Annotated in this window: 21 protein-coding genes and 1 other RNA gene; 9 read left to right on the forward strand and 13 right to left on the reverse strand. The window is 68.0% G+C overall.

The genetic code is table 11. The features are described 5' to 3' along the window. Positions 1–23 precede the first annotated feature (23 nt). The 6 genes from H536_RS0119270 to H536_RS0119295 form a co-directional block, all read right to left on the reverse strand. Positions 24–1,709: a peptidoglycan D,D-transpeptidase FtsI family protein gene (locus H536_RS0119270; protein ID WP_228239879.1), complete on the reverse strand. Its 1,686-nt coding sequence runs from the start codon at positions 1,707–1,709 to the stop codon at positions 24–26. Positions 1,710–1,759: 50 nt separating this feature from the next. Continuing rightward, positions 1,760–2,116 (reverse strand): cell division protein FtsL, encoded by a 357-nt coding sequence (gene ftsL, locus H536_RS0119275; RefSeq protein WP_024352006.1) that lies wholly within the window; start codon positions 2,114–2,116, stop codon positions 1,760–1,762. A 5-nt stretch (positions 2,117–2,121) separates the two neighbouring features. After that, the gene (gene rsmH / locus H536_RS0119280) at positions 2,122–3,168 is read right to left on the reverse strand and encodes a 16S rRNA (cytosine(1402)-N(4))-methyltransferase RsmH (protein WP_024352007.1); all 1,047 of its coding nucleotides are present in this window, start codon (positions 3,166–3,168) and stop codon (positions 2,122–2,124) included. Beyond that, a complete protein-coding gene (gene mraZ, locus H536_RS0119285; RefSeq protein ID WP_024352008.1) occupies positions 3,165–3,626 on the reverse strand; it encodes a division/cell wall cluster transcriptional repressor MraZ in 462 nt (153 codons plus the stop codon). Before mraZ ends, rsmH begins: the two co-directional genes overlap by 4 nt. A gap of 523 nt (positions 3,627–4,149) precedes the next feature. Next, an RNA gene (gene rnpB / locus H536_RS23440) (RNase P RNA component class A) lies at positions 4,150–4,588 on the reverse strand. Between the two features lie 68 nt (positions 4,589–4,656). Beyond that, complete coding sequence (locus H536_RS0119295) at positions 4,657–5,376, reverse strand: winged helix-turn-helix transcriptional regulator (RefSeq protein WP_024352009.1); 720 nt, start codon at positions 5,374–5,376, stop codon at positions 4,657–4,659. Between the two features lie 60 nt (positions 5,377–5,436). Here H536_RS0119295 and H536_RS0119300 point away from each other — a divergent pair, with 60 nt between their 5' ends. From H536_RS0119300 to H536_RS0119310, 3 genes are all read left to right on the forward strand, one after another. Next, on the forward strand, positions 5,437–5,865 hold the full coding sequence (locus H536_RS0119300; protein ID WP_024352010.1) for a VOC family protein: 429 nt from the start codon (positions 5,437–5,439) through the stop codon (positions 5,863–5,865). Positions 5,866–6,020: 155 nt separating this feature from the next. Continuing rightward, positions 6,021–6,371 (forward strand): DUF1428 domain-containing protein, encoded by a 351-nt coding sequence (locus H536_RS0119305; protein ID WP_024352011.1) that lies wholly within the window; start codon positions 6,021–6,023, stop codon positions 6,369–6,371. A 4-nt stretch (positions 6,372–6,375) separates the two neighbouring features. Continuing rightward, positions 6,376–6,864: a VOC family protein gene (locus H536_RS0119310; protein ID WP_024352012.1), complete on the forward strand. Its 489-nt coding sequence runs from the start codon at positions 6,376–6,378 to the stop codon at positions 6,862–6,864. Between the two features lie 99 nt (positions 6,865–6,963). Here the strand turns inward: H536_RS0119310 and H536_RS0119315 are convergent, their stop codons facing one another. From H536_RS0119315 to H536_RS0119325, 3 genes are all read right to left on the reverse strand, one after another. Beyond that, positions 6,964–7,467 (reverse strand): lytic transglycosylase domain-containing protein, encoded by a 504-nt coding sequence (locus tag H536_RS0119315; RefSeq protein WP_024352013.1) that lies wholly within the window; start codon positions 7,465–7,467, stop codon positions 6,964–6,966. 165 nt (positions 7,468–7,632) lie between these two features. Then, positions 7,633–8,421, reverse strand: coding sequence for an N-acetylmuramoyl-L-alanine amidase (locus tag H536_RS0119320; protein ID WP_024352014.1), 789 nt, complete (start codon positions 8,419–8,421; stop codon positions 7,633–7,635). Next, the gene (locus H536_RS0119325) at positions 8,418–9,131 is read right to left on the reverse strand and encodes a J domain-containing protein (protein WP_024352015.1); all 714 of its coding nucleotides are present in this window, start codon (positions 9,129–9,131) and stop codon (positions 8,418–8,420) included. Before H536_RS0119325 ends, H536_RS0119320 begins: the two co-directional genes overlap by 4 nt. A 314-nt stretch (positions 9,132–9,445) precedes the next feature. On the opposite strand from H536_RS0119325, the gene H536_RS0119330 reads away from it, so the two are divergent. The 3 genes from H536_RS0119330 to H536_RS0119340 all read left to right on the forward strand — a co-directional run bounded on the left by H536_RS0119330 (position 9,446) and on the right by H536_RS0119340 (position 12,885). Next, complete coding sequence (locus tag H536_RS0119330; protein WP_024352016.1) at positions 9,446–10,249, forward strand: glycoside hydrolase family 25 protein; 804 nt, start codon at positions 9,446–9,448, stop codon at positions 10,247–10,249. Positions 10,250–10,324: 75 nt separating this feature from the next. Further along, positions 10,325–11,512, forward strand: coding sequence for a lytic murein transglycosylase (locus H536_RS0119335; protein ID WP_024352017.1), 1,188 nt, complete (start codon positions 10,325–10,327; stop codon positions 11,510–11,512). A 257-nt stretch (positions 11,513–11,769) separates the two neighbouring features. Beyond that, positions 11,770–12,885, forward strand: coding sequence for an AbrB family transcriptional regulator (locus H536_RS0119340; protein ID WP_029703708.1), 1,116 nt, complete (start codon positions 11,770–11,772; stop codon positions 12,883–12,885). Between the two features lie 22 nt (positions 12,886–12,907). On the opposite strand, the gene H536_RS0119345 is transcribed toward H536_RS0119340, so the two are convergent. After that, positions 12,908–14,344: a cation:proton antiporter gene (locus H536_RS0119345; RefSeq protein WP_024352019.1), complete on the reverse strand. Its 1,437-nt coding sequence runs from the start codon at positions 14,342–14,344 to the stop codon at positions 12,908–12,910. 213 nt (positions 14,345–14,557) lie between these two features. Here H536_RS0119345 and H536_RS0119350 point away from each other — a divergent pair, with 213 nt between their 5' ends. The 3 genes from H536_RS0119350 to H536_RS0119360 all read left to right on the forward strand — a co-directional run bounded on the left by H536_RS0119350 (position 14,558) and on the right by H536_RS0119360 (position 17,610). Next, positions 14,558–14,986, forward strand: a complete 429-nt coding sequence (locus H536_RS0119350) for a DUF4112 domain-containing protein (RefSeq protein WP_024352020.1) — start codon at positions 14,558–14,560, stop codon at positions 14,984–14,986. Positions 14,987–15,107: 121 nt separating this feature from the next. Continuing rightward, positions 15,108–16,328: a chromate efflux transporter gene (chrA, locus tag H536_RS0119355; protein WP_024352021.1), complete on the forward strand. Its 1,221-nt coding sequence runs from the start codon at positions 15,108–15,110 to the stop codon at positions 16,326–16,328. Positions 16,329–16,443: 115 nt separating this feature from the next. Continuing rightward, complete coding sequence (locus tag H536_RS0119360) at positions 16,444–17,610, forward strand: GGDEF domain-containing protein (protein ID WP_024352022.1); 1,167 nt, start codon at positions 16,444–16,446, stop codon at positions 17,608–17,610. Between the two features lie 13 nt (positions 17,611–17,623). On the opposite strand, the gene H536_RS0119365 is transcribed toward H536_RS0119360, so the two are convergent. The 3 genes from H536_RS0119365 to H536_RS0119375 all read right to left on the reverse strand — a co-directional run bounded on the left by H536_RS0119365 (position 17,624) and on the right by H536_RS0119375 (position 20,671). Next, the gene (locus H536_RS0119365) at positions 17,624–18,079 is read right to left on the reverse strand and encodes a methyltransferase family protein (RefSeq protein WP_024352023.1); all 456 of its coding nucleotides are present in this window, start codon (positions 18,077–18,079) and stop codon (positions 17,624–17,626) included. Positions 18,080–18,241: 162 nt separating this feature from the next. Next, positions 18,242–19,246: a diguanylate cyclase domain-containing protein gene (locus H536_RS0119370; RefSeq protein WP_024352024.1), complete on the reverse strand. Its 1,005-nt coding sequence runs from the start codon at positions 19,244–19,246 to the stop codon at positions 18,242–18,244. 204 nt (positions 19,247–19,450) lie between these two features. Then, complete coding sequence (locus H536_RS0119375; RefSeq protein ID WP_024352025.1) at positions 19,451–20,671, reverse strand: alanine racemase; 1,221 nt, start codon at positions 20,669–20,671, stop codon at positions 19,451–19,453. Positions 20,672–20,789 lie beyond the last annotated feature (118 nt).

Here is a 20,789-nt window from a genome sequence, read left to right on the forward strand (position 1 = left end):
GGCCGCCGCAGGCGATCCCCGGTCTAGTAGGAGACCAGCAGCGACTTGCCCTCTTCGCCGAACTCGGGCCGCACGCCCAGGAGGGTCGCCGAACGCCGGATGATGTTGCCGACGGTCGGCGCGGCGTTCATGCCGGCGGTGGCGTAATACTGGCCATCCTCCGGCTGGGGCTCGTCGATGACGACGAGGACGACATAGCGCGGATTGTCCATCGGGAAGGCCGACAGGAAGGCGTTGAACTTCTTGGTATCGGAGTAGCGCCCGTTGACCACCTTGTTGGCCGTGCCGGTCTTGCCGCCGACGCGGTAGCCGGTGACGTCGGCCTTGTTGCCCGAGCCGCGCTGGTCGGCGACATTCAGCCGGAAGAGATAGCGCATCTCGTCGCTTGTCTTCTCGCTGAGGACCCGCGTGGCGACGGCCTCGGCCTCGGCGCGGCTGCGCGGCAGGAAGGTCGGCGGGATCAGCTTGCCGCCGTTCATCAACGCGGCGGCGGCGACCGCGGTGTTCAGCGGCGTCGTCGACACACCGTGACCGAAGGAGATCGTCACCGAATTGATCTGCTTCCAGACCTTCGGCTGGGTCGGCGTGGCGACTTCGGGCAGTTCGGTCGTCATGCGCGACAACAGGCCGACGCGGGTCAGGAATTCCCGGTGGCCCTCGATACCGACGGCCTCGGCTTCCTTGGCGCTGCCGATGTTCGAGGAATAGATGAAGACCTCGGGCACGCTGAGCACCCGGCGCTTGCCGTGGAAGTCGGAAATGGTGAAGCCGCCCATGCGGATCGGCCGCGTCGCGTCGAAGCTGTCGGTGATCTTCACCTTGCCGGAATCCAGCGCCATCGCCGTGGTGAAGGCCTTGAAGGTCGAGCCCATCTCGAACAGGCCCGCTGACATGCGGTTCATGCGGTCCTTGTCCAGCGCCTGGCTCGGCTGGTTCGGATCGTAATCCGGCAGCGAGGTCATGGCGACGACCTCGCCGGTGTGGACGTCGAGCACGACGCCGCCGGCGGCGATCGCCTTGTAGCGGGCCATGGCGGCGGCCAGTTCGTCACGCACGATGTGCTGGACGCGCAGGTCGAGCGACAGCTTCACCGGCTCCAGGTCGGTGCCGACGGCAAGGCCCGCATCCTGCAGAGCGCGGTAGCCCTGGTCGTCGATGTATTTCTCCATGCCGGCAGTGCCCTGATTGTCGACATTGGTATGTCCGACAATGAAGCCCGCGGTGGTGCCGCCCGGATAGAAGCGCCGCTTCTCGGTGCGGAAGCCGATGCCCGGAATGCCGAGGTCGAGCACGGCCTGCTGCTGGCCCGGCGTCAGCTCGCGGCGCAGCCAGACGAAGCCTGCATTGCTGGCAAGACGGCGATAGAGCCATTTCGGGTCGAGATCCGGCATGACGCCGAGCAGCAGTTCGCTCGCCTCGTCGGGATCGATGATGCGGCGCGGCTCGGCGAAGAGCGAGGCGGTCTTGATGTCGGTGGCCAGCACCTCGCCGTTGCGGTCGAGGAGGTCCGGGCGGTCCGACATGATCTTGTCGGCGGCGCCATAGGCGGCGGCGCTTTCCGTCGGCGCGACGCCCCACATGACGAGGCGGCCGCCGATGACGCCGTAGATGCCGACGAACAAGCCCATGGCGATGACGAAGCGGCTGCGGTTCTTCGGTCCGCCGCGATGGCGGCGCGGCCGGCCGAAATGGTCGCAGTCCGGCAGCATGGTGCCGGCGGCAGCGGGCTTGTTGCGCTTGAATGGATTGGGGAGTCGCATCACCGCACCACCGTGTCGGAGCTGTCGGCATAGCCGCCGAGATTGCCGCCGGTTTCGGGCACGAGGTTCACCGGACGCCGGGGCAGCTCGTCGGGCCGCACGATCTGGTCGGGACGCATGGGCTGCAGCTGCAGCTCGTCCTGGAAGACATTGGCGATGCGCTGCAGCCGGTTCGGTTGGTCCAGCAGGCTCCAGTCGGCTTCCAGAAGCGAGATCGTCTCGCGCTCCAGCGCGATGCGGCGCTCGACCTTGGCAACCTCGGTCTCCAGTGTCTCGGCCTCGTGCTTGATCTTGTAGGTCCAGGCTGCCGCAGAAATCATGACTGCAATCAGGACGATATCGAGAGTTTTCAACATGGTACTCAAACTCCGGTATCTGGGAGATCGGCGAGCGACGGCAGTCCGGCAAAGCCGAGCTCGTCGGCGTCCTGACGGGCCGGCTCGGCGGTGCGGATGCCGGCGCGCAGCTTGGCCGAGCGGGCGCGGGGATTGCGCTCCGCCTCGGTATCGGTCGCGCCGACGGCGCGGTTGCGCGCCTCGAAGGTCCGGGTGGCCGGCGCCACGTCCGGCAGATGGCGCGAGCCCGACGGCGGCGAGGACCGGTCGCGCAGGAAGCGCTTGACGATGCGGTCTTCCAGCGAGTGGAAGCTGACGATCACCAGCCGGCCGCCGGGCTTCAGCACCCGCTCGGCCGCCACCAGCGCGCGGGCGAGTTCGCCGAGCTCGTCATTGACGAAGATGCGCAGCCCCTGGAAGCTGCGCGTCGCCGGATCGATCTTGTCCTTGGGGCCACGCCCGACGACCTTGCCGATGACGCCGGCGAGATCGAGGGTCCGCGTGAAGGGGTGCTCGAGACGGCGCGCCTCGATGGCCCGGGCGACCCGGCCCGCCTGCTTTTCCTCGCCGAGAATGCCGATGACCCGCAGAAGGTCGCCGACCTTCAGGCGGTTGACGACATCGGCGGCGCTCGGGCCGGCGCCGCTCATGCGCATGTCGAGCGGACCGTCCTTCTGGAAGGAAAAGCCGCGCTCGGCCTCGTCGAGCTGCATGGAGGAGACGCCGACATCGAGGACGATGCCGTCGACGCGACCACCGGCGGCCTCGGCCTGGGTCTCGACGATGCGCTGCAGGTCGCCGAAGCGCCCCTCGACCGGCGTCAGCCGACCGTCACAGCCCTTGGCCAGCTCACGCGCCGTCGCGATGGCCGCGGGGTCGCGATCAATGGCGATGACATCGGCGCCGGCCTCGAGGATAACGCGCGTATAGCCGCCGGCCCCGAAGGTGCCGTCGACGATGATCTCGCCCGGCTTCGGTGCGAGCGCCTCGAGCACTTCTGCGAGAAGCACCGGGATGTGGCGAGCCGGTCCGCCAACCACGGGATCGTCGATCCCGTCGTGACCCGCCGTCATTCCGGTGCTCCCGCAGAAGCCTTGCCGCCCGGCGATGTCGCCAGGAGCCGTGCCCGTGCCTCGCTGCGTGCCGCCTCGAACCGCGCCGGCTCCCAGAGCTGGAAGTATTTGCGCGTTCCCACGAAGGCGACCTTGTCCGTGATGCCGGTATGCGAGCGGATGAAGTCCGTCACCACGATCCGCCCCTCCGCATCGAATTTCAGATACGCGCCGTCGCCGTAGGCGAACAGCGCAAGGTCCTGATAGGCCTCGCTGAACGGATCCTGGGTATCCATCTGGCGCTCGAAGCGCTCCAGCAGATCCGGCCCGCCCACTTCCATCACCGGCAGCGAGAGGCTGCGCATGGCGAACAGGTCGCGAATTCCACGCGCGGCGATCACCTGCCGGAACGAGGCCGGCACGGACACCCGACCCTTGGAGTCGATGTTGTTGACGTAGTTGGAGAGGAACCAGTCCATCAGCCGCAGCGCTGCCCGTCGCGACAGATTCCCATCTCATCAAGGCCCCCGCCTGCCTGCCGTGCGACTGGCGCACCATCCCCATGGCGCTGCCCGACTTGCGGCAACTCTTGTCCGCCCCGGACAGCCCGAAGCGCATCGTTTTCTGCCTGAAACGGAGCCCCGACCAGCCCCTGAATGATGGCTTATGGAATATCATGGGCACTCTTGGTCGTCAATGGGATGGCCCCACACGAAGGCGGCGCACGGCCTTCCAAGACGGTCTAGCACCCAGCCGTTAACGGCCTATTAACATTGACGTTTTCCAAACATTCCAAGGTTTCTTGGCGGCCAGGAGTTCAGGCGCAGCAAGACCTCCGACTGCCGGCTGACGGAACGGAAATTCCATAGGAATTCGGGGCGCTTGCGGCGCGAGGGGACGCCAGCCCATGGCCGAACAGAAATATCTGCCGGGACGCCTTCGACTGACAGCCGACTGGGACAATCGGCCGATCGCGGCGACGCGCCCGATGTGGGAAATGAAAGTGCCAGCCGGCCTGTAAGCCGGGTTCTGTCAGCGGCATGACCGCCGGACGACCATTCCTCTGGGACGACCCTTGCGGGCCGCCTCTAGCAACCTACCCGAACGACCGGCCCGGAGAGGGCTGGCGATCCGTCTTGCGACGGACCGACCACGTCGTTCCTATTCGGTCTTGCTCCCGGTGGGGTTTGCCGTGCCGTCGCTGTTGCCAGAGACGCGGTGGGCTCTTACCCCACCGTTTCACCCTTACCCCGCCAGCACTGCGGCTCCGTCGCGCTTCGTCGCGCAAGCCGCACTGCAGGCGGGGCGGTCTGTTTTCTGTGGCACTTTCCCTGGGATCACTCCCGCCGGACGTTATCCGGCACCGTTTCTCCGTGGAGCCCGGACTTTCCTCCCCCGCCGTCTTTCGACATGTGACGGGAGCGGCCGTCCAGCCGGCTGGCGCCCGCTACGTGTTCCGCACGGCCGGCGAAGTCAACGCCTAATCGTCATCGGCCGCGCGAAGCCTGCTCATTCCGGTGCCGTAGCGGCCAGCTTCGCCTCGGCCTTGGACGGCAGCGCGAACAGCGCCACAAAGCGCTCGGCAATGGCCCGGTCGCCGGTGAGGGTTAGCGCGCCGTCGGCCTCCAGCGCCGCCAGCGGCACCTTGCCGTAGACCGCGCCTGCGATGACCGGCGGCTCGGCGGCCAGGACCACGTCCGCCGTATCCGGCGTTTCGGCGGCGATCTCGATCCGGCCGTCCGCGACATGGGCGAGGAAGCTCTGGTCGCCGACGACGAAGCCGAGCCGCGCGGCAAAGCCGTCGGCCTTTTCGGGATCGAACATGGTGCGCAGCGACAGCATAAGCGAAGACGCGCTGAACGGCATCGCCGGATCGTGCGCCGGCGAGCGCACCGCCCAGCGCCCCAGCGCCTGGAAGATCGGCTCGCACTCATAGCCCCATTCGGTGAGCTCGTAGACCTGCGAGGCCGCCGGCGGCGGCAGCTTTCGCCGCAACAGCACGCCCGCCGCCTCCAGCCCTTCCAGTCGCTGGGTGAGGACATTGGCGCTGAGCCCCGGCAGGGCGGACCGCAGATCGGAGAAGCGGCGCGGCCCCCACATCAGCTCGCGCACAACGAGCAGCGCCCAGCGCTCGCCGAGCAGGTCCATGGCGTGGGCCGCGGCACAGGCATCTTCATAACGACGGCGCTGGCGGGTGTCAGGATTCTTGGTTATTTTTTCTAACTTCATTGTTGTCTTTTATAACGTGATGGGTCATCAATCGCAAATACGAGATCGCGAGAGGTGTTCATGTCCCGCCTGATATTCGTCAATCTGCCCGTGGCCGACCTGCCCCGCGCCATTGCCTTCTACGAGGCCGTCGGCGCCGTGCGAAATCCGCAATACTCCAACGAGACGGCCGCCTGCATGGTGTTTTCGGAGACCATCCACGTGATGATCCTGACCCATGCGCGCTTCGCCGACTTCACCCACAAGCCGATCGCCGACGCGCATGCCACCACTGAGGTGCTGCTCTGCACGACGATGGACAGCCGCGAGACGGTGGATGCGGTGGTCGGATGGGCGGGCGCGGCCGGCGGTGTCGCCGACCCGACGCCCAGCCAGGATCACGGCTTCATGTACATGCGCAGTTTCGAGGATCCCGACGGTCACATCTGGGAAATCTCCTGGATGGATCCGGCCGCGGTTCCGGCCGACAGCGAGATGGCGACGGCCTGACACGCCGCCGGGCGGATCGCCGGCTCGGCCCGGCGCGCTGCCCCTCGCCCGCCGCGGCATCGGCGCGAACCGGACACCGTCGCGGCCATCCGGCCCCCGGCACGGCGACCCTCGCCCTGCCGCAACGCAGACAGCCCGCAACGAAGGAGGAACGCATGGAATATGTCGATGGATTCGTGGTGCCGGTCCCCGCCGCCAACAAGGACGCCTATCGCGAGATGGCGGTGAAGTTCGCGCCTTTGTTCAAGGAGTTCGGCGCCCTGCGCATGGTCGAATGCTGGGGCGACGACGTGCCCGACGGCAAGGTCACCGACTTTCGCCGCGCGGTGCAGGCCGAGGAGGGCGAGGTCGTCGTCTTCTCCTGGATCACCTGGCCGGACAAGGCGACCCGCGACGCCGGCATGAAACGGGTGATGGAGGATCCGCGCATGCAGCCGGGCGGCGACATGCCCTTCGACGGCAAGCGGATGATCTTCGGCGGCTTCCAGGTCATTCTGGACAGCTGAGCCCATGTCGAAGATTTCCCCCTGCCTCTGGTTCGACACCGAGGCCGAGGCGGCGGCGCGCTTCTACGTCGAGACGTTCCGCGCCTGCGGCCAGACCGCCTCGCTCGGCGACACGCTGCTCTATGGCGAAGCCTTCCCCGACCGGGAGGGCAGCGTCCTGACCATCGGCTTCACGCTGGCCGGACAGGACTTCATCGCGCTGAACGGCGGATCGAGCTTCAAGATCACGCCGGCGGTGTCGCTGTTCGTGTCCTGCGCCGACCAGGCCGAGATCGACGCCTTCTGGGAGCGCTTCCTCGACGGCGGCACGGTGCAGCAATGCGGCTGGATCACCGACCGGTTCGGCCTGTCCTGGCAGATCGTGCCGGCCGCCCTCAAGCGGATGACCCACGATCCGGACAAGGCGCGGGCCGCCCGCGTCATGCAGGCGATGATGGGCATGGTGAAACTGGACCTGGCGTCCCTCGAAGCCACATATCGAGGCGAGGCCTGACGGGAGCGCGGGCGGGCATTGTCACCCCTCTGCCCGCCGCGATCCCGATGGAAGCGGCCGCAACCCCCTCGCGGCCGCTTCCATCGCATGCAAGGCCGATCAGGCCTGGGCGAGCTCGCGCTTGACCTTCGAGCAATAGCGCTGGGAGATCGGGTTCATCCGCTTGGCGTAGTGACCGGCATTGTACTTCAGGATCGTGCCGCAGGTGGTGCCGCCGCCGCGCTGCACGGCACCGGCCAGGTAGCGCATGCCCCATTTGATGTTGGTCGCCGGGTCGTAGAGCGCCTCGGTGCTGCCGCGATAGCCCATGCCGCGCGCCGTCGCCGGCTTGATCTGCATCAGCCCGACTTCGCCGGCCGCGCCGGTGACCGAGGAGCGGTAGCTGCTCTCGATGTTGATGACCGCGTGCGCCAGGTTCAGCGGCACGCCATGGGCGGCGGCTTCCTTGGCAATGATCGTCGCGAACGGCCGGTCGGCAAAGCGCTCGAGCGCTGCGACCTGCGTGGCGGACGTGATCTCGGATGTCGTGTCGTTGGCGAAAGCAGTCGTCATATGGCCGAATGCAAGCGTCGCGGCGAGAGCCACGGCAGTCAGTCTGTACATAAAAACCCCAAGTGATCGATGCCGGCCATCCCCTTGCAGGGCCGGCGCTATTTCCCTCGAAAGCGGCGCACCGCAGTTGCGAAGGACCGCTGTGTGCGGCGCAAAACCATCGGGATTGTGACGGGCCGATCACGCAACATTTCAGGCTGCAACAAACACCGTGAATTAGACGCCTGTGGTTGCGCTTTCATCGAGGTCGAAGGGCGACCGCGGCAGGCTGGTCAGAAGCCGGTGCAGGGTTTCGATCGTCGAGGCGTCGGCGACACCGTCGACCCGCTCCTGGCGGAAATGCCGCTGGAAGGCGACGGTCGCCTGACGCGTTGCATCGTCGAAGGTTCCGTCGCACGGCACGCCGTAGCCATAGGCCGCCAGCAGCGACTGATAGGCGGCGACGGGCTCGCCCCGATCGCCGAGGCCGAAGTAGCGTCCGCCCCTCAGCGGCGCCGGATTCACTGCGTGGCCGATGCCGGCGGAAAAAAGTTGAAGCCAGGGGAACTTTTCGCCGGGATCGGACTTTCGCGCGGGAGCAACGTCTGAGTGCGCCAGCACGAATTCGGGCCGGATCGCCCACCGCGCGACACAATCGGCACACAATCGCGTCACCGCATCGATCTGCGCGGCCGGGAAATCGGGATAGCCGTTGCCGTGCCCGACATTGACGATCTCGATGCCGATGGAGCGCGAATTGATGTCGTCGCGGCCGCGCCAGCTCCCCGCCCCCGCATGCCAGGCGCGCCTTTCCTCCGGCACCATCTGCACGATCCGCCCGTCCTCGTGGACGAGATAGTGGCAGGACACCTCGCTCTCGGGGGCGCAGAGCCAGCGCATCGCCGCCTCCCCGGTGCCCATGCCGGTATAGTGCAGGATCAGCATGTCCGGCCGCAGCCCGTCGCGGCGTTCGGTATGGTTCGGCGACGGACAGATCTCGTCGACGCCGGCATGGTCTGGAATCACGCCGCGGTCTTTCCTGCAATCTGGCTGTAGGCGTTGTTGATCGCCTTCATCCGCTCGGTTGCGATGAACATGAACTCGTCGGGCACGCCGCGGGCGGCCAGCCGGTCGGGATGGTTCTCGCGCACCAGCGTCAGATAGCGGGCCCGGGTCTCCGACGGCGCCGCGTCCGGGTCGAGCCCGAGCACCGCATAGGGATTGCTGGGTCCCAGAATGTGCCGGTTCTTGACGTCGGTGAACTCGGTCTCGCTCAGGCCGAAGATGCGGGCGACCTCGGCCAGGAACTTCAGCTCGCGCTCATGCACCAGCCCGTCCGCCTTGGCGATGTGGAACAGCCCGTCGAGAACGTCGGTCAGAAGCTCGCAGGTCTCGCCTTCCTCGCGGCACAGCCCCTTCAGCCGCATCGCATAGGTGTCGAAGCCGGCAATGTCCTGCTTGGCGATGTCGTAGAGACGGAAGACGTTGCGCAGTTCCTCCGGCGGGATCTCGAGGATCTCCTGGAACGCCGTCACCTCGCGCGGCGAGACGATGCCGTCGGCCTTGGCCATCTTGGCGGACAAGGCGATCACGGCGACGCCGAAGGCCACGCGCTTGCGCGTGTCGCGATCGCCGCCGAAGATCGCACGGATGCTCTCGAAGATGGCGTCCAGCGTCGCGCGGCTGCCGGCGGGTATGCCCTGCAGCAGCGTGTTGAGGCTCGTCAGAATGTTCATCGCGCCGCCCCGCCGGCCATGTTGTCGAATCGAGATTATCTGCGATCGTTCGCTGCGACGCAAACCAACGGGCGCCGAACGCCTGCGAACAGCCCGTCACCGCCACAAAACAGCGCCGGCTCGTGCCAAACGACGCCATCGCCCGTTGGTTTCGTGCGCCTGCGCCGGAATTTCGCATCTCTTCGCCAGCCCCGTTCCAGCCAGCCGTGATCAATGGGAGAGCGGCGCAGACCGTCCGCTGTCGCCGATGCGGGACCCTTGCGTGCGATCCGGGCCGTGCGGCGACCTTCCTTATTTTAAATTCGAGTGACCCGATGCGCGACCGCCACGAGACCAATTCCTCCCCCGCCGCGCGCCGCCGCACCGGACGCCACCTGGCCATGGCCGGCATGGCGCTGGTTCTGGCGCTCGCCGGCTGCCGCTCCACGGCGCTCAGCGTCGCCGAGCTCGGCCTGTCCGACATGACGGTCGAGGCCTCGCACGAATACCCGATCCACGGCATCGACGTGGCCAAGTACCAGGGCGACATCGACTGGACCGCGGCCCGCCAGGGCGGCGTCGCCTTTGCCTTCCTGAAGGCGACCGAGGGCGGCGACCGGCTCGACGACCGTTTCCACGAGAACTGGCGCGAGGCGCGCGCAGCCGGCGTGCCGCGTGGCGCCTATCACTTCTGGTACCATTGCCGGCCGGGCATCGAGCAGGCCCGCTGGTTCATCGACAATGTCCCGCGCGAAAAGGGCGCCCTGCCCCCGGTCATCGACGTCGAGTGGACGCCCTTCTCGCCGACCTGCACCAAGCGGCCGCCGCGCGAGGACCTGATCCGCGAGGTCATGGCGATGTCCGACGCGCTGGAGCGCCATTACGGCCAGCGCCCGATCCTCTACGTGCCGATCGACGTGCATCGCGAACGCCTGGTGGCCGCCTTCCCGCGCCACGAATTCTGGGTGCGCGCCGTCGCCGACCATCCCGACAATGTCTATGAGGACCGCAAATTCCGCTTCTGGCAGTACACCGCCACCGGATCGGTGCCGGGCATCCGCGGCGAGGTCGACCGCAACGCCTTTGCCGGATCGCGGGCCGACTGGGCGAAATGGCTGCAGGCGCGCATGCGGCGTTGACCTTCTTCAAAGCGCCATGATGATCGCCTAGCGCGGGTCAAATTCACTTTGCCCCACTTCTGGAGGAACTCGCCGATGCCCGTTGCCAGCCGTCTCGCCCTGACCCTGTCGCTTCTCCTGTCCGGCAGCGGCCTCGCGGCGGCCCAGCAATGCGGCGGCGATTTCGGCGCCTTCCTCCAGGGCGTGCGCGCCGAGGCTGAGGCCAAGGGCCTGTCGGCCGGCGCCATCGAGGCGGCCGTAGCCGACATGCGGCAGGACCCGAAGGTGCTCGCCGCCGATCGCGCCCAGGGCGTCTTCGCCCAGGACTGGCAGCAATTCGCCACCCGCATGGTCAATGGCTACCGGCTGCAGCAGGGCAAGGAAAACCTGCAGAAATACGCCAGCGTCCTGTCGCGCATCGAAGCCGAGACGGGCGTACCCGGCCCGGTCATCGCCGCCTTCTGGGGGCTGGAAACCGATTACGGTGCCGTCCTCGGCAATTTCGACACGCTGGCGGCGCTGGCGACCCTCGCCCATGATTGCCGCCGTCCCGAACTCTTCCGCCCGCACCTCCTGGCGGCAATCGAGATCGTCGATCGCGGCTATCTGACCCCGTCCGAGATGAAGGGCGCCTGGGCCGGCGAGATCGGCCAGACCCAGCTTCTGCCCGAGGAATATCTGAAATTCGGCACCGATGGCGACGGCAATGGCCGGATCGACCTGCGCCAGGACGCCGCCGATGTCCTGTTCACCACCGGCAAATACATCCAGTCGCTCGGCTGGCGCGGCGGCGAGCCGTGGCTCGAGGCGGTGCAGGTGCCGTTGGAATTCCCGTGGGACCGCGCCGCGCTGGTCAACAAGGAGCCGCGCGCCAATTTCGCCGAACTCGGCGTGACGAAGGCCGACGGATCGGCGCTGCCGTCCGACCAGTTGCCGGCCTCCCTGATCCTGCCGATGGGACGCGGCGGCCCGGCCTTCCTCGCCTATCCGAATTTCGACATCTACCTGAAGTGGAACAAGTCGCTCGTCTATTCCCTGACCGCGGCCTATTTCTCGACCCGCCTTGCCGGCGCCCCGCCGGTCGACATGGGCAATCCGCAGCCGGGCCTCGACCTCGAGGGCACCAAGCAGCTGCAGCAGCGCCTGACCGATCTCGGCTACGACACCGGCGGCATTGACGGCATCATCGGCGAGAACACCCGCGCCGCCGTCCGCAAGGAGCAGATGCGCCTCGGCCTGCCGGCCGATGGCTGGCCGACGCCCGACCTTCTCCGCGCGCTCTGATAGCGACGACGCCCCGGCGAACTCTCCGCGGGGGCCCTGCCGGATTGCCGATGGGCCGGGCGCCCTCGCCATCCGGCCCCGAAGACGCTAAGCACGGCTTATCTCCATCGATGCCCGTGCCGGGACCCAACCACCGGCGGCGCGGGCGGCAGGACGCGCCCGTGACCCGACCCCACCTCCCCGCTTTTCCATCCATCGCTCCCACGAGGGGCCGGTGCGGATCGGCAGCCCGCCCGGCAAGCCCCGCGGCCCCGCCCGTGAGGGACGACACTGTTCCGCCCCTAGAGACGCCCGTCGAGACGGCCGGCGCGGCGAGCCGGATGCCCGTGCCGCTGCAATGGCTGACGCTGCTGGCGCTCTCGATCCTGATCGGCAGCCTGCTGGAACTCGTCGGCATGCCGGCCGCCATGCTTCTGGGGCCGATGATCGCCGCCATCGTCATCGCGGTGCTCGGCACCACCATCGCCGTGCCCAGGGCACCCTATCACGGCGCCCAGGCGGCGATCGGCTGCCTCGTCGCCTCGTCCATCACGCTGGAGATCCTCGCCACCTTCCTGCGCGACTGGCCGCTCTATGTCGGCGTCGTCCTCGCCGTGGTGACCGCCAGCGGCGTGCTCGGCGGCCTGATGAGCCGCTGGCACGTCCTGCCCGGCACGACGGCGGTCTGGGGCTCCTGGCCCGGTGCCGCCACCGCGATGATGGTCATGGCGGAGGCCTTCGGCGCGGACGCCCGGCTCGTCGGCTTCATGCAGTATCTGCGGGTGATCCTGGTCGCCTTCGCCGCCGCGCTGATGGCGGGGTTCTGGACCAATGGCGAGGCGGCGGCCTCCGCCGGCGCGGCGATCGTCTGGTTTCCGGCGCTCGACTGGGCGCATTTCGGCCCGACGCTGTGCTTCGTCGGCCTCGGCATTCTGGTCGGCCGCTTTCTAAAGATACCCGCCGGTCCGTTTCTGCTGCCCATGGCCATCGCCGTCGCGCTCACCCTCGGCGGTGTCGTCGAATTCCAGTTGCCGGAGTGGTTCCTGGTCCTCGGCTACGGCATTCTCGGCTGGAAGATCGGCCTCGGCTTCACCCGCGCCGTCCTCGCCCATGCCTGGCAGGCGCTGCCCAAGATCGTCGGCTCGATCCTTCTCCTGATGGCGTTCTGCGGCGGCATCGCCGCGCTTCTGCACGTCTGGCTCGGCATCGATCCGGTCACCGCCTATCTGGCGACCAGCCCCGGCGGCATGGATTCCATCGCCATCATCGCGGCCTCGACCAATGTCGACCTGCCCTTCGTCATGGCGCTGCAGACGGTGCGCTTCGTCATCGTGCTGATTGCCGGCCCGCCGATCGCCCGCCTCGTCGCCCGCCGCATCGGCGCGCGCGACTGACGGCGGGCCTCAGGACCGCGCCCTATTCGCGCGGCGCCGGCTCGCCGGTCTCGTCCACGGCTTCCGCTTTGCCATTGCGGCGCGCGACCCGTCGCCGGGTCATCGCCCGGCGCAACGCGCGGCCGCGCACCTTCAGCCAGACGCCCAAATCCTCGACTGTCTCGATCCGGTCGCCATAGAGCTCGGTCAGGGCGGCGCGGAACTCGGCGTAGCCGAAGCGCGCCTCGCCCTCCAGATGGCGGATCACCACCATCCAGGCCGGCGAGACCAGCAGCGACACGGCGGTCACCGCCAGCGCCAGCCGATAGACGTCGCCGCCGATCGCACCCGACGCGAAGGCTGCCGCCGCCAGCACGAAGGAAAACTCGCCGATCTGCGCCATGGAGAGCCCCGCCTCCACAGCGGTCTTGTGCGGCAGGCCCGCCAGCCGGATCAGCAGGATGTTGAGAACGGTCTTGGCGAGGATCACGAAGAGCGAGGCGACCAGCACCAGCACCCAGTTCTCGACGATGTAGTTCAGGTCGATCAGGAGGCCGATGGACAGAAAGAACACCACCAGCAGCAGCGCCTGGATCGGCTCCACCACGTGGATGACCGGCGAGCGCAGGGTCGAGGCGCCGACCACCAGCCCGGCGATGAAGGCGCCATAGGCCGGCGACAGGCCGACGAGGCCCGAGAACGAGGCGGCGGCAAAGCAGAAGGCCAGCGATCCGAGGGCGAGGATCTCGACATTGTTCTCCACCGCCGGCGCGAAGGACGGCTTCAGCTTCGGCCGCCGGCCGAGGAACCACAACAGCCCGCCGAGAACCGCGACGGCGACGGCGATCTTCAGCCCGACATCGACCCAGCTCACCGCTTCCTCGCCGCCCAGCGAGGTCGCGACGATCAGCATCGGCACCACCGCCAGGTCTTGGGCGATCAGCACCGCGACGGCGATCCGCCCCGGTTCCTGGCGCAGCTCGCCGATATCCTCCAGCATCTTCATCGCCACAACGGTCGAGGACAGCGCGATGATGAAGCCGAGGATGATCGCCTCGGCCAGCGTCGCCTCCGAGATCGCCATCAGGCCGAAGGAGATCACCATGGCGGCGATGAGCTGGCCGCCGGCGATCTGCACCGCCGGCTTCAGCGAGGCGACGAAGGCCTTCAGCGACAATTCCATGCCGATGAAGAAGAGGAGCATCAGCACGCCCATTTCGGCGAGCATGGTGACGTTCTCGTTGGAGGTGGAGATGACGCCCAGCGCCGAGGGGCCGAGCAGCACGCCGGCGAGGATGAAGCCGACCAGCGGCGGCTGCCGCAGCCGCATCAGCCCGAGGCCGGCGGTCACCGCGACGACGATCACGAAGGCGATGGCGGTCAGCCCGGTGTCGGCGCCGTGGCCGCCCTGCGCGCCCTGGGCCACCTCCGCGACCGCGTGTTCGACCGTCGCCGTGGCCTCGGTGACCGCTTCCTCCATGTCGTCTCCCTTGATCCGCCTGCCTGATTCGCAGTTGCGGCACGAAAGGCGAGAACCTTGGCCCGCTTGTGTCCGGCGCCGGAGCGCGTCGTGGCTTTCTCGGTTCTGGCCGGGCGGCGACGGTCGCGATCACCCTGCCACCCTGCCCACGCATCTGTTTCGCCGCTCGGGCGTTCCCATATGGAAACCAGCCATTGAACCGGAGACCCGTCCATGAATGCCGCCGACCCTTCCCTTCACGCCGACCACCAGCGGCGCCTGACGCGCATCAGCCGGGTCGCGCGGCTGATGGACACGGCGATCCGCATTCCCGGCACCGGCATCCGCTTCGGCGGCGATTCCGTGCTGGGCCTGATTCCGGGCGTCGGCGACGCCGCCGGCAGCCTCGTCGGCATCTACATCCTCAACGAGGCGCGGCGCCTCGGTGTGCCCAAGCACAAGCTGGTCAAGATGGCCGGCAATCTCGGCATCGACTTCGCCGTCGGCGCCGTGCCGCTGCTCGGCGACGTCTTCGACGTCTTCTACAAGGCGCACCGGCGCAATCTCGACATCGTCCTCGACCATTTCGGCGAGGCCGGCACCGCCTATGGCGACGCCCTGCGCGATCCGCCGATGAAGGACATCACGCCGAAGCGCGCCTGACCGCTTTCGCGTCTTCGCGCCGACATTCATCCGTGCCACCCTTGGCCGCGATCACGAAGGCGGGGGACGACGGGTGAAGGATGCAGATGCGGCAGTGCGCGGGGACCGGGCAGCGGATGCAATCGCGGGATCGGACCGCCCCGCCCACGCTTCGCAGGGCTCGCCCGGCGAGGTGTTCCGCGCCTTCCTGAAACTCGGCATCTCGGCCTTTGGCGGGCCGATCGCGCATCTGGGCTATTTCCGCGACGAGTTCGTCACCCGGCGACGCTGGGTCGACGAGGCCGGCTATGCCGATCTGGTGGCGCTGTGCCAGTTCCTGCCCGGCCCGGCCTCCAGCCAGGTCGGCTTCGCGCTGGGCCTGATGCGGGCCGGTCCGCTGGGCGGGCTGGCGGCCTGGACCGCCTTCACCCTGCCCTCGGCCATCCTGCTGATCCTCTTTGCGGCCGGCGCCTCCGCCTTCGACAGCGGCATCGGCGCGGCGATCGTCCATGGCCTGAAGATCGTCGCGGTCGCCGTGGTGGCGCAGGCGGTCTTCGGCATGGCGCGCAGCCTCTGCCCCGATCGCACGCGCGCGACCATCGCGGTCGTCGCCGTCGTGGCGGTCGTCGCCCTGGCCGGTTCGCTCGGCCAGATCGCAGCCATTGTCATGGGCGGGCTCGCCGGCCTCTGGTTCTGCCGCACTGAGGCGGCGGTTCTGCCGCCGATCCCCATGGTCCCCGTCTCGCGCACCGCCGGGCTCGTCGCCCTCGCCGTCTTCGCCGTCCTCCTGATCCTGCTGCCGGTCTTCGCCGCCATGGACCCGGCGGCGACCGGTGCCGGTCCCGTCGCGCTGTTCGACGCCTTCTACCGGGCCGGCGCACTGGTCTTCGGCGGCGGCCATGTCGTCCTGCCGCTCCTGCAGGCCTTCGTCGTCGAGCCGGGATGGGCGAGCGACGACGCCTTCCTCGCCGGTTACGGCGCCGCCCAGGCCGTGCCCGGCCCGCTCTTCACCTTCGCCGCCTATCTTGGCGCCATCGCCTCGCCGCAGGGCTACGGCCTGCCGGGGGCGGTCATCGGGCTGGTGGCGATCTCGCTGCCCGGCCTGCTGCTCGTCGTGGCGGCGCTGCCCTTCTGGGACGAATTTCGCCGCCGCGTCACGGCGCAGGCCGCCATGCGCGGCGCCAATGCCGCCGTCGTCGGCATTCTCGGCGCGGCGCTCTACGATCCGGTCTTCGTCAACGCCGTGCGCGGGCCCGCCGATTTCGCCCTGGCGCTGGCCGGCTTCGTGGCGCTGGTCGTCTGGAAGGCGCCGCCCTGGACGGTGGTCCTCGCCTGCGCCCTCGCCAGCATCGCCATCGCCTAGCCCACAGCAACGTCAACGAAGCCGTGATCGGATCATAGCAATCCCTTAAGCGACCCATGGCATTCTTGTCACCATCGAGAGCAGGCGTGGGCGCGATGCCGGTGGGGGGATGGGGATGAATTCGCGGGTCGACATGGATATCGGCGTCGATGTTCAGACGCTGTTCCTGACCAATGCCATGATCCTCATCGTCATGGGCCTCGCCTTCTACGCGGCCTGGCGCAAGCAGCCGGACGAAACCTACTGGCCGGCCTGGATCGGCGCGAACTTCGTCATCGCCGCCTCGCTGTTCTCCTACATGGCCTTTCCCGGCGAAGAGCCGAGCTTCGGCCTCGCGCTGCCCAACAGCCTGCTGGTCATCGGCTTCGGGCTGCGCTGGACGGCGGCCCGCCTGTTCGCCCGGCGTCGGGTCTACTGGTCCCTGCTCGTCCTGCCGCCACTGGTCGTTGCGACCATGTTCGCCCTTCCCGGCTGGTTCGACTATCCCGTGGCCTATTACACCGTAAATGCCATTCTGATGCTGTTCGCCGCCGCGACGGCTTGGGAGTTTTACACCGATCGCGAGACTGGCCTCCCTTCACGCTACGGCCTGCTCATCGCCTATGGCGTCATGGCGCTATCCTTCGCCGGTCGCATCGCGCAGGGCATCAACGCCCATACCGCAGAGACTGCACATCTGGTCTTCGACAGCGTGCTGCAGATCCATCTGCTGATCGCGGTGATCCACACCACCGCCAGCGGCGCCTTCGTCCTGTCGATCGCTTATGAGCGGATGGCGAGGGACCTGCGCCACGCGGCAATGCACGATGCCCTGACCGGACTGCCCAATCGCCGCGCCTTCGAGCAGCGGCTGGAGAAGGCGCTGCGGGACCGCAGCCATTTCGCGCTGGTTGTCTTTGATCTTGATCATTTCAAGAGCATCAACGACCGCTACGGCCATGCCGCCGGCGACGCGGGGCTGAAGCGCTGCGCCCACATCTGCCCCTCGGTGCTCCGCCAGCAGGACTTCGTTGCGCGGATCGGCGGCGAGGAATTCGCGGCCATCCTGCCTGGTGTCACCCCGACCGAGGCCTTCATGCTGACGGACCGGGTGCGGGCCACCGTCGCGGCCGCGCGGATTGCGGCGGATGACGGCAGCTTCGGGCTGACGCTCAGTGCCGGCATCGCCCATTCCGCCGAAGGCGAAGCCAGCTTCGACCGGCTGATGCGTGCGGCCGACGCCAACCTCTACCGGGCCAAGAACGGCGGCCGCAATCGCATCGCCGAGACCGCCGCTGCCTGACGCCGCACCGGTGTCACCACCGCCTGGTGCGAGCGATATAGGCCTCCGCCTCGGCGCCGAAGGCCGACCGCAGGGCCGCCTCCTCGCCGCGAATGAAGCGGTCGGTGATCACGAAGGGAAAGACGAGGGCGATCGCCACGGCGGACAGGGCGCCGATCCAGAACGCGAGCCCGACGAGCACCAGCGCCATGCCCGTATAGATCGGGTTGCGGTTGATCCTGAACGGGCCCTCGACGATCAGCGCCTTCGGCACGTCCCGCGGCTCGATCGAGGTGCGCTTGCGCCGGAACCACAGGGCCGACCATGCCGCGAGGAGGACGCCCGCCACGATCAGCGCGATGCCGATCAGCGTCGCGGGCGCCGACACGAAGACGGCGATCGGCAGCACCGATGCCGCCACGACCTCGGCGATGAGGAAGCCGGAGGCCCAGACCGGCGGAAGGTCCGGGAAATCGCGCTTCATCGACATGGTCGTCTCCGTTGGTTTCGTCGCCGGCTCTGCATATGGGGCGCCGCGCGGCCCGGCACGAGGCCCTGCGGCCGGGCTTCGGCCGGGCAGCACATGGCGGGCTGGCTCAGGCATGCGGTGGGATGTGATGGGGATGAGGCGCTCACGAGAGCGCCGGGCCGGTCAGGCCGCCCGCGAGCGCAGCGGGTTCTGCATGGTCTGGCTGAACATCCGGTAGGTCTTCCGGCCGGACGCCTTGGCGGCGTAAAGGGCCGAATCGGCGCGGCAGAACAGCGTGTCCGGCTCCATCCCGGCTTCGGCCATGGCAATGCCGACCGAGGCGCCGAGATCGGACGCCGTGGCGTCGGCGACAGGACCGTTGAGGAGGTCGACGATGGTCGCGGCGAGGGTTTCGGCGGCGGCCGCATCGAGATGGCTGCCGAGCAGCACGGCGAACTCGTCGCCGCCGACGCGGGCGACCAGTTCGGCATCGTCGCAGACCTGCCGCAGCCGGGCCGCCGTCGCCTTCAGGCACTCGTCCCCGAACGCGTGGCCATAGGTGTCGTTGATCGCCTTGAAGCCGTCGAGATCGATCAGCAGCAGCGCGCCGACGGCACGGTCGCCGGCCGTCGTGCCCGCCAGATCGACCAGCCGGCTCTGGAACTGGCTGCGATTGGCGAGCCCCGTCATCACGTCATATTCGGCCAGATAGCGCATCTTGTCGGCCAGCAGCTTCTCTTCGGTGATGTCCTGCTTGAAGCCGAAGATGCGGACCGGCTCGCCGTTCTCGCACTCCACCGAGGCGGTGATGCGGATCCAGCGGTGGCGACCGGTGGCGGTGGTGATCTCGACGTCGAGGCCGAAACCGCCGCGCGTGGCGATCGCCTCGCTGCGGATCTCCTCGAGGATCCGCAGGGACTTTTCCGGATAGCATTTGAGGATCGTGTCGCGGTCGAGCGGCGCGCCGCGCGGCAAGTCGTAGAGATCGTAGACGACGTCGGTCCAGCGCAGCGTGTTCTGCGGCAAGGCGCATTCCCACACGCCCATCCGCGCCGCCTCGGACGCCCGGTCGAAGATCTTGGTCATGTGCGCGAGCTGGGTGTTCTTCTGGCGCAACAGGCGCGAGGTGGCCTCGAGCGCCGAAGACAGGCGCGCGATGCGCGCGCTGCTGTTCCCGCGATAGATCATCGGGGCGCCTCCCCGCCCGGCATCGGGCGCCGCACCGTAGCACACGCCCCGCACGCCGCCGGATCTGTCGCGGCGGTTTCGACGCTGGGCAGGCTCGGCACGTCAGTCGGCATGGCGGGTCACGGTTCCTCGGTCGCGATCACGCCACATTTCTAGAGCGCGACACTTAAGAATTCCCTCGCGCCGCCCCTCTTGATTGATCAGTCAGTCAGCCATGGTCTCCAGGCTGGCGTAGCTCTCGGCCGCGTCGCCATGGTCGAAGGGCGTTTCCACCTCGACGAAGGTGTCGGGGTAAAAGCCGTTGAAGCGGGTGCGCAGGGAGAGGGAATAGGCCCCAATATGGCCGATCTCGATCCAGTCGCCGGTGTCGACGGTTTCCGGCAGCCAGAACGGCCGCGACAGGATGTCGACGCTGTCGCAGGTGGCGCCGCAGACCTTGAAGGCCTGGATGTTCGCCGGGTCGCCATTGCGGCTCTGGCGGGCCGGATCGGGGATGAAGCGCGCCGGCAGGGTGATCTTGCCGGTCCAGGAATCCGACAGCGACGCCCAGATGCCGTCATTGATGTAGAGCCGCTTGCCCTTGCGCAGCAGCACCCGCACGATGAGCGAGAAGGCCCGCGCGACGACCACCCGGCCCGGCTCGGCGACCATCGGCATGTCCGAAAAGCCCCATTCCTCCATGTCGGAGGTCAGGCGTGACATGATCTGACCGAAACCCGGCATCTCCTTCTTCTTGCGGCGCGGGTCGTGGCCGTATTCGGCCGGAAAGCCGCCGCCGACATCGATGCCGGCCAGCGGCACGTCGGCCCGGTTGCGCACCCAGTCGGCCGAGGCGAGCGCCCGCTCGTAGGTGTCCGGGTCCTCGATCTGCGAGCCGACATGGAAGCAGATGCCGACCTTGAAGCCGATCCGGTGGCAGCGCTGCAGGAGCTCCACCGCATGGGCCGGCGCCGCGCCGAACTTCTTCGACAGCTCGTAGGCGGCGCTGCCCTTGGTCTGGATGCGGATGAACAGGGTGATCTTGCCGGGATCGAGATCCAGCGCCCGCACGACGCGCAGGATCTTCACCACCTCGTCCTCGTGGTCGAGGGACATCACCCGGATACCGTAGGTCTCCAGCGCCAGGCGGATGTCGGACTGGGCCTTCACCGGATGCATGTAGAGCATCTCGGCATCCGGCTGGGCGGCGCGCACGGCCTCGAACTCGCCGGGCGAGGCGACGTCGAAGATGCGCACGCCGGCCCGGCTCAGCGTCTCCAGCACCATCGGCTCGCCATTGGTCTTCACCGCATAGGCGGTGTCGCCGGGAAACGCCGCCATGAAGCGCTCCGCATCGGCGGTCAGGACGGCGGGACGGAAGCAATAGACCGGCACGTCGGGCCGAAGCGTCAGGGCGGCATCCTTGGCGGACTTGAAGGTCTGCAACAGGCGGTTCTCCACGGGTGACGCTCGGGTCACGGGACGGGTCGGACGAACTGCGGATAAGGGAATCACCCGCACTGCCCGTCATCGCGGCGCAACTAGAGCATGGATCGGCGTTGTC

Origin of the sequence: Aurantimonas coralicida DSM 14790 (genome assembly GCF_000421645.1) — a bacterium.
GTDB classification, from domain to species: domain Bacteria; phylum Pseudomonadota; class Alphaproteobacteria; order Rhizobiales; family Rhizobiaceae; genus Aurantimonas; species Aurantimonas coralicida.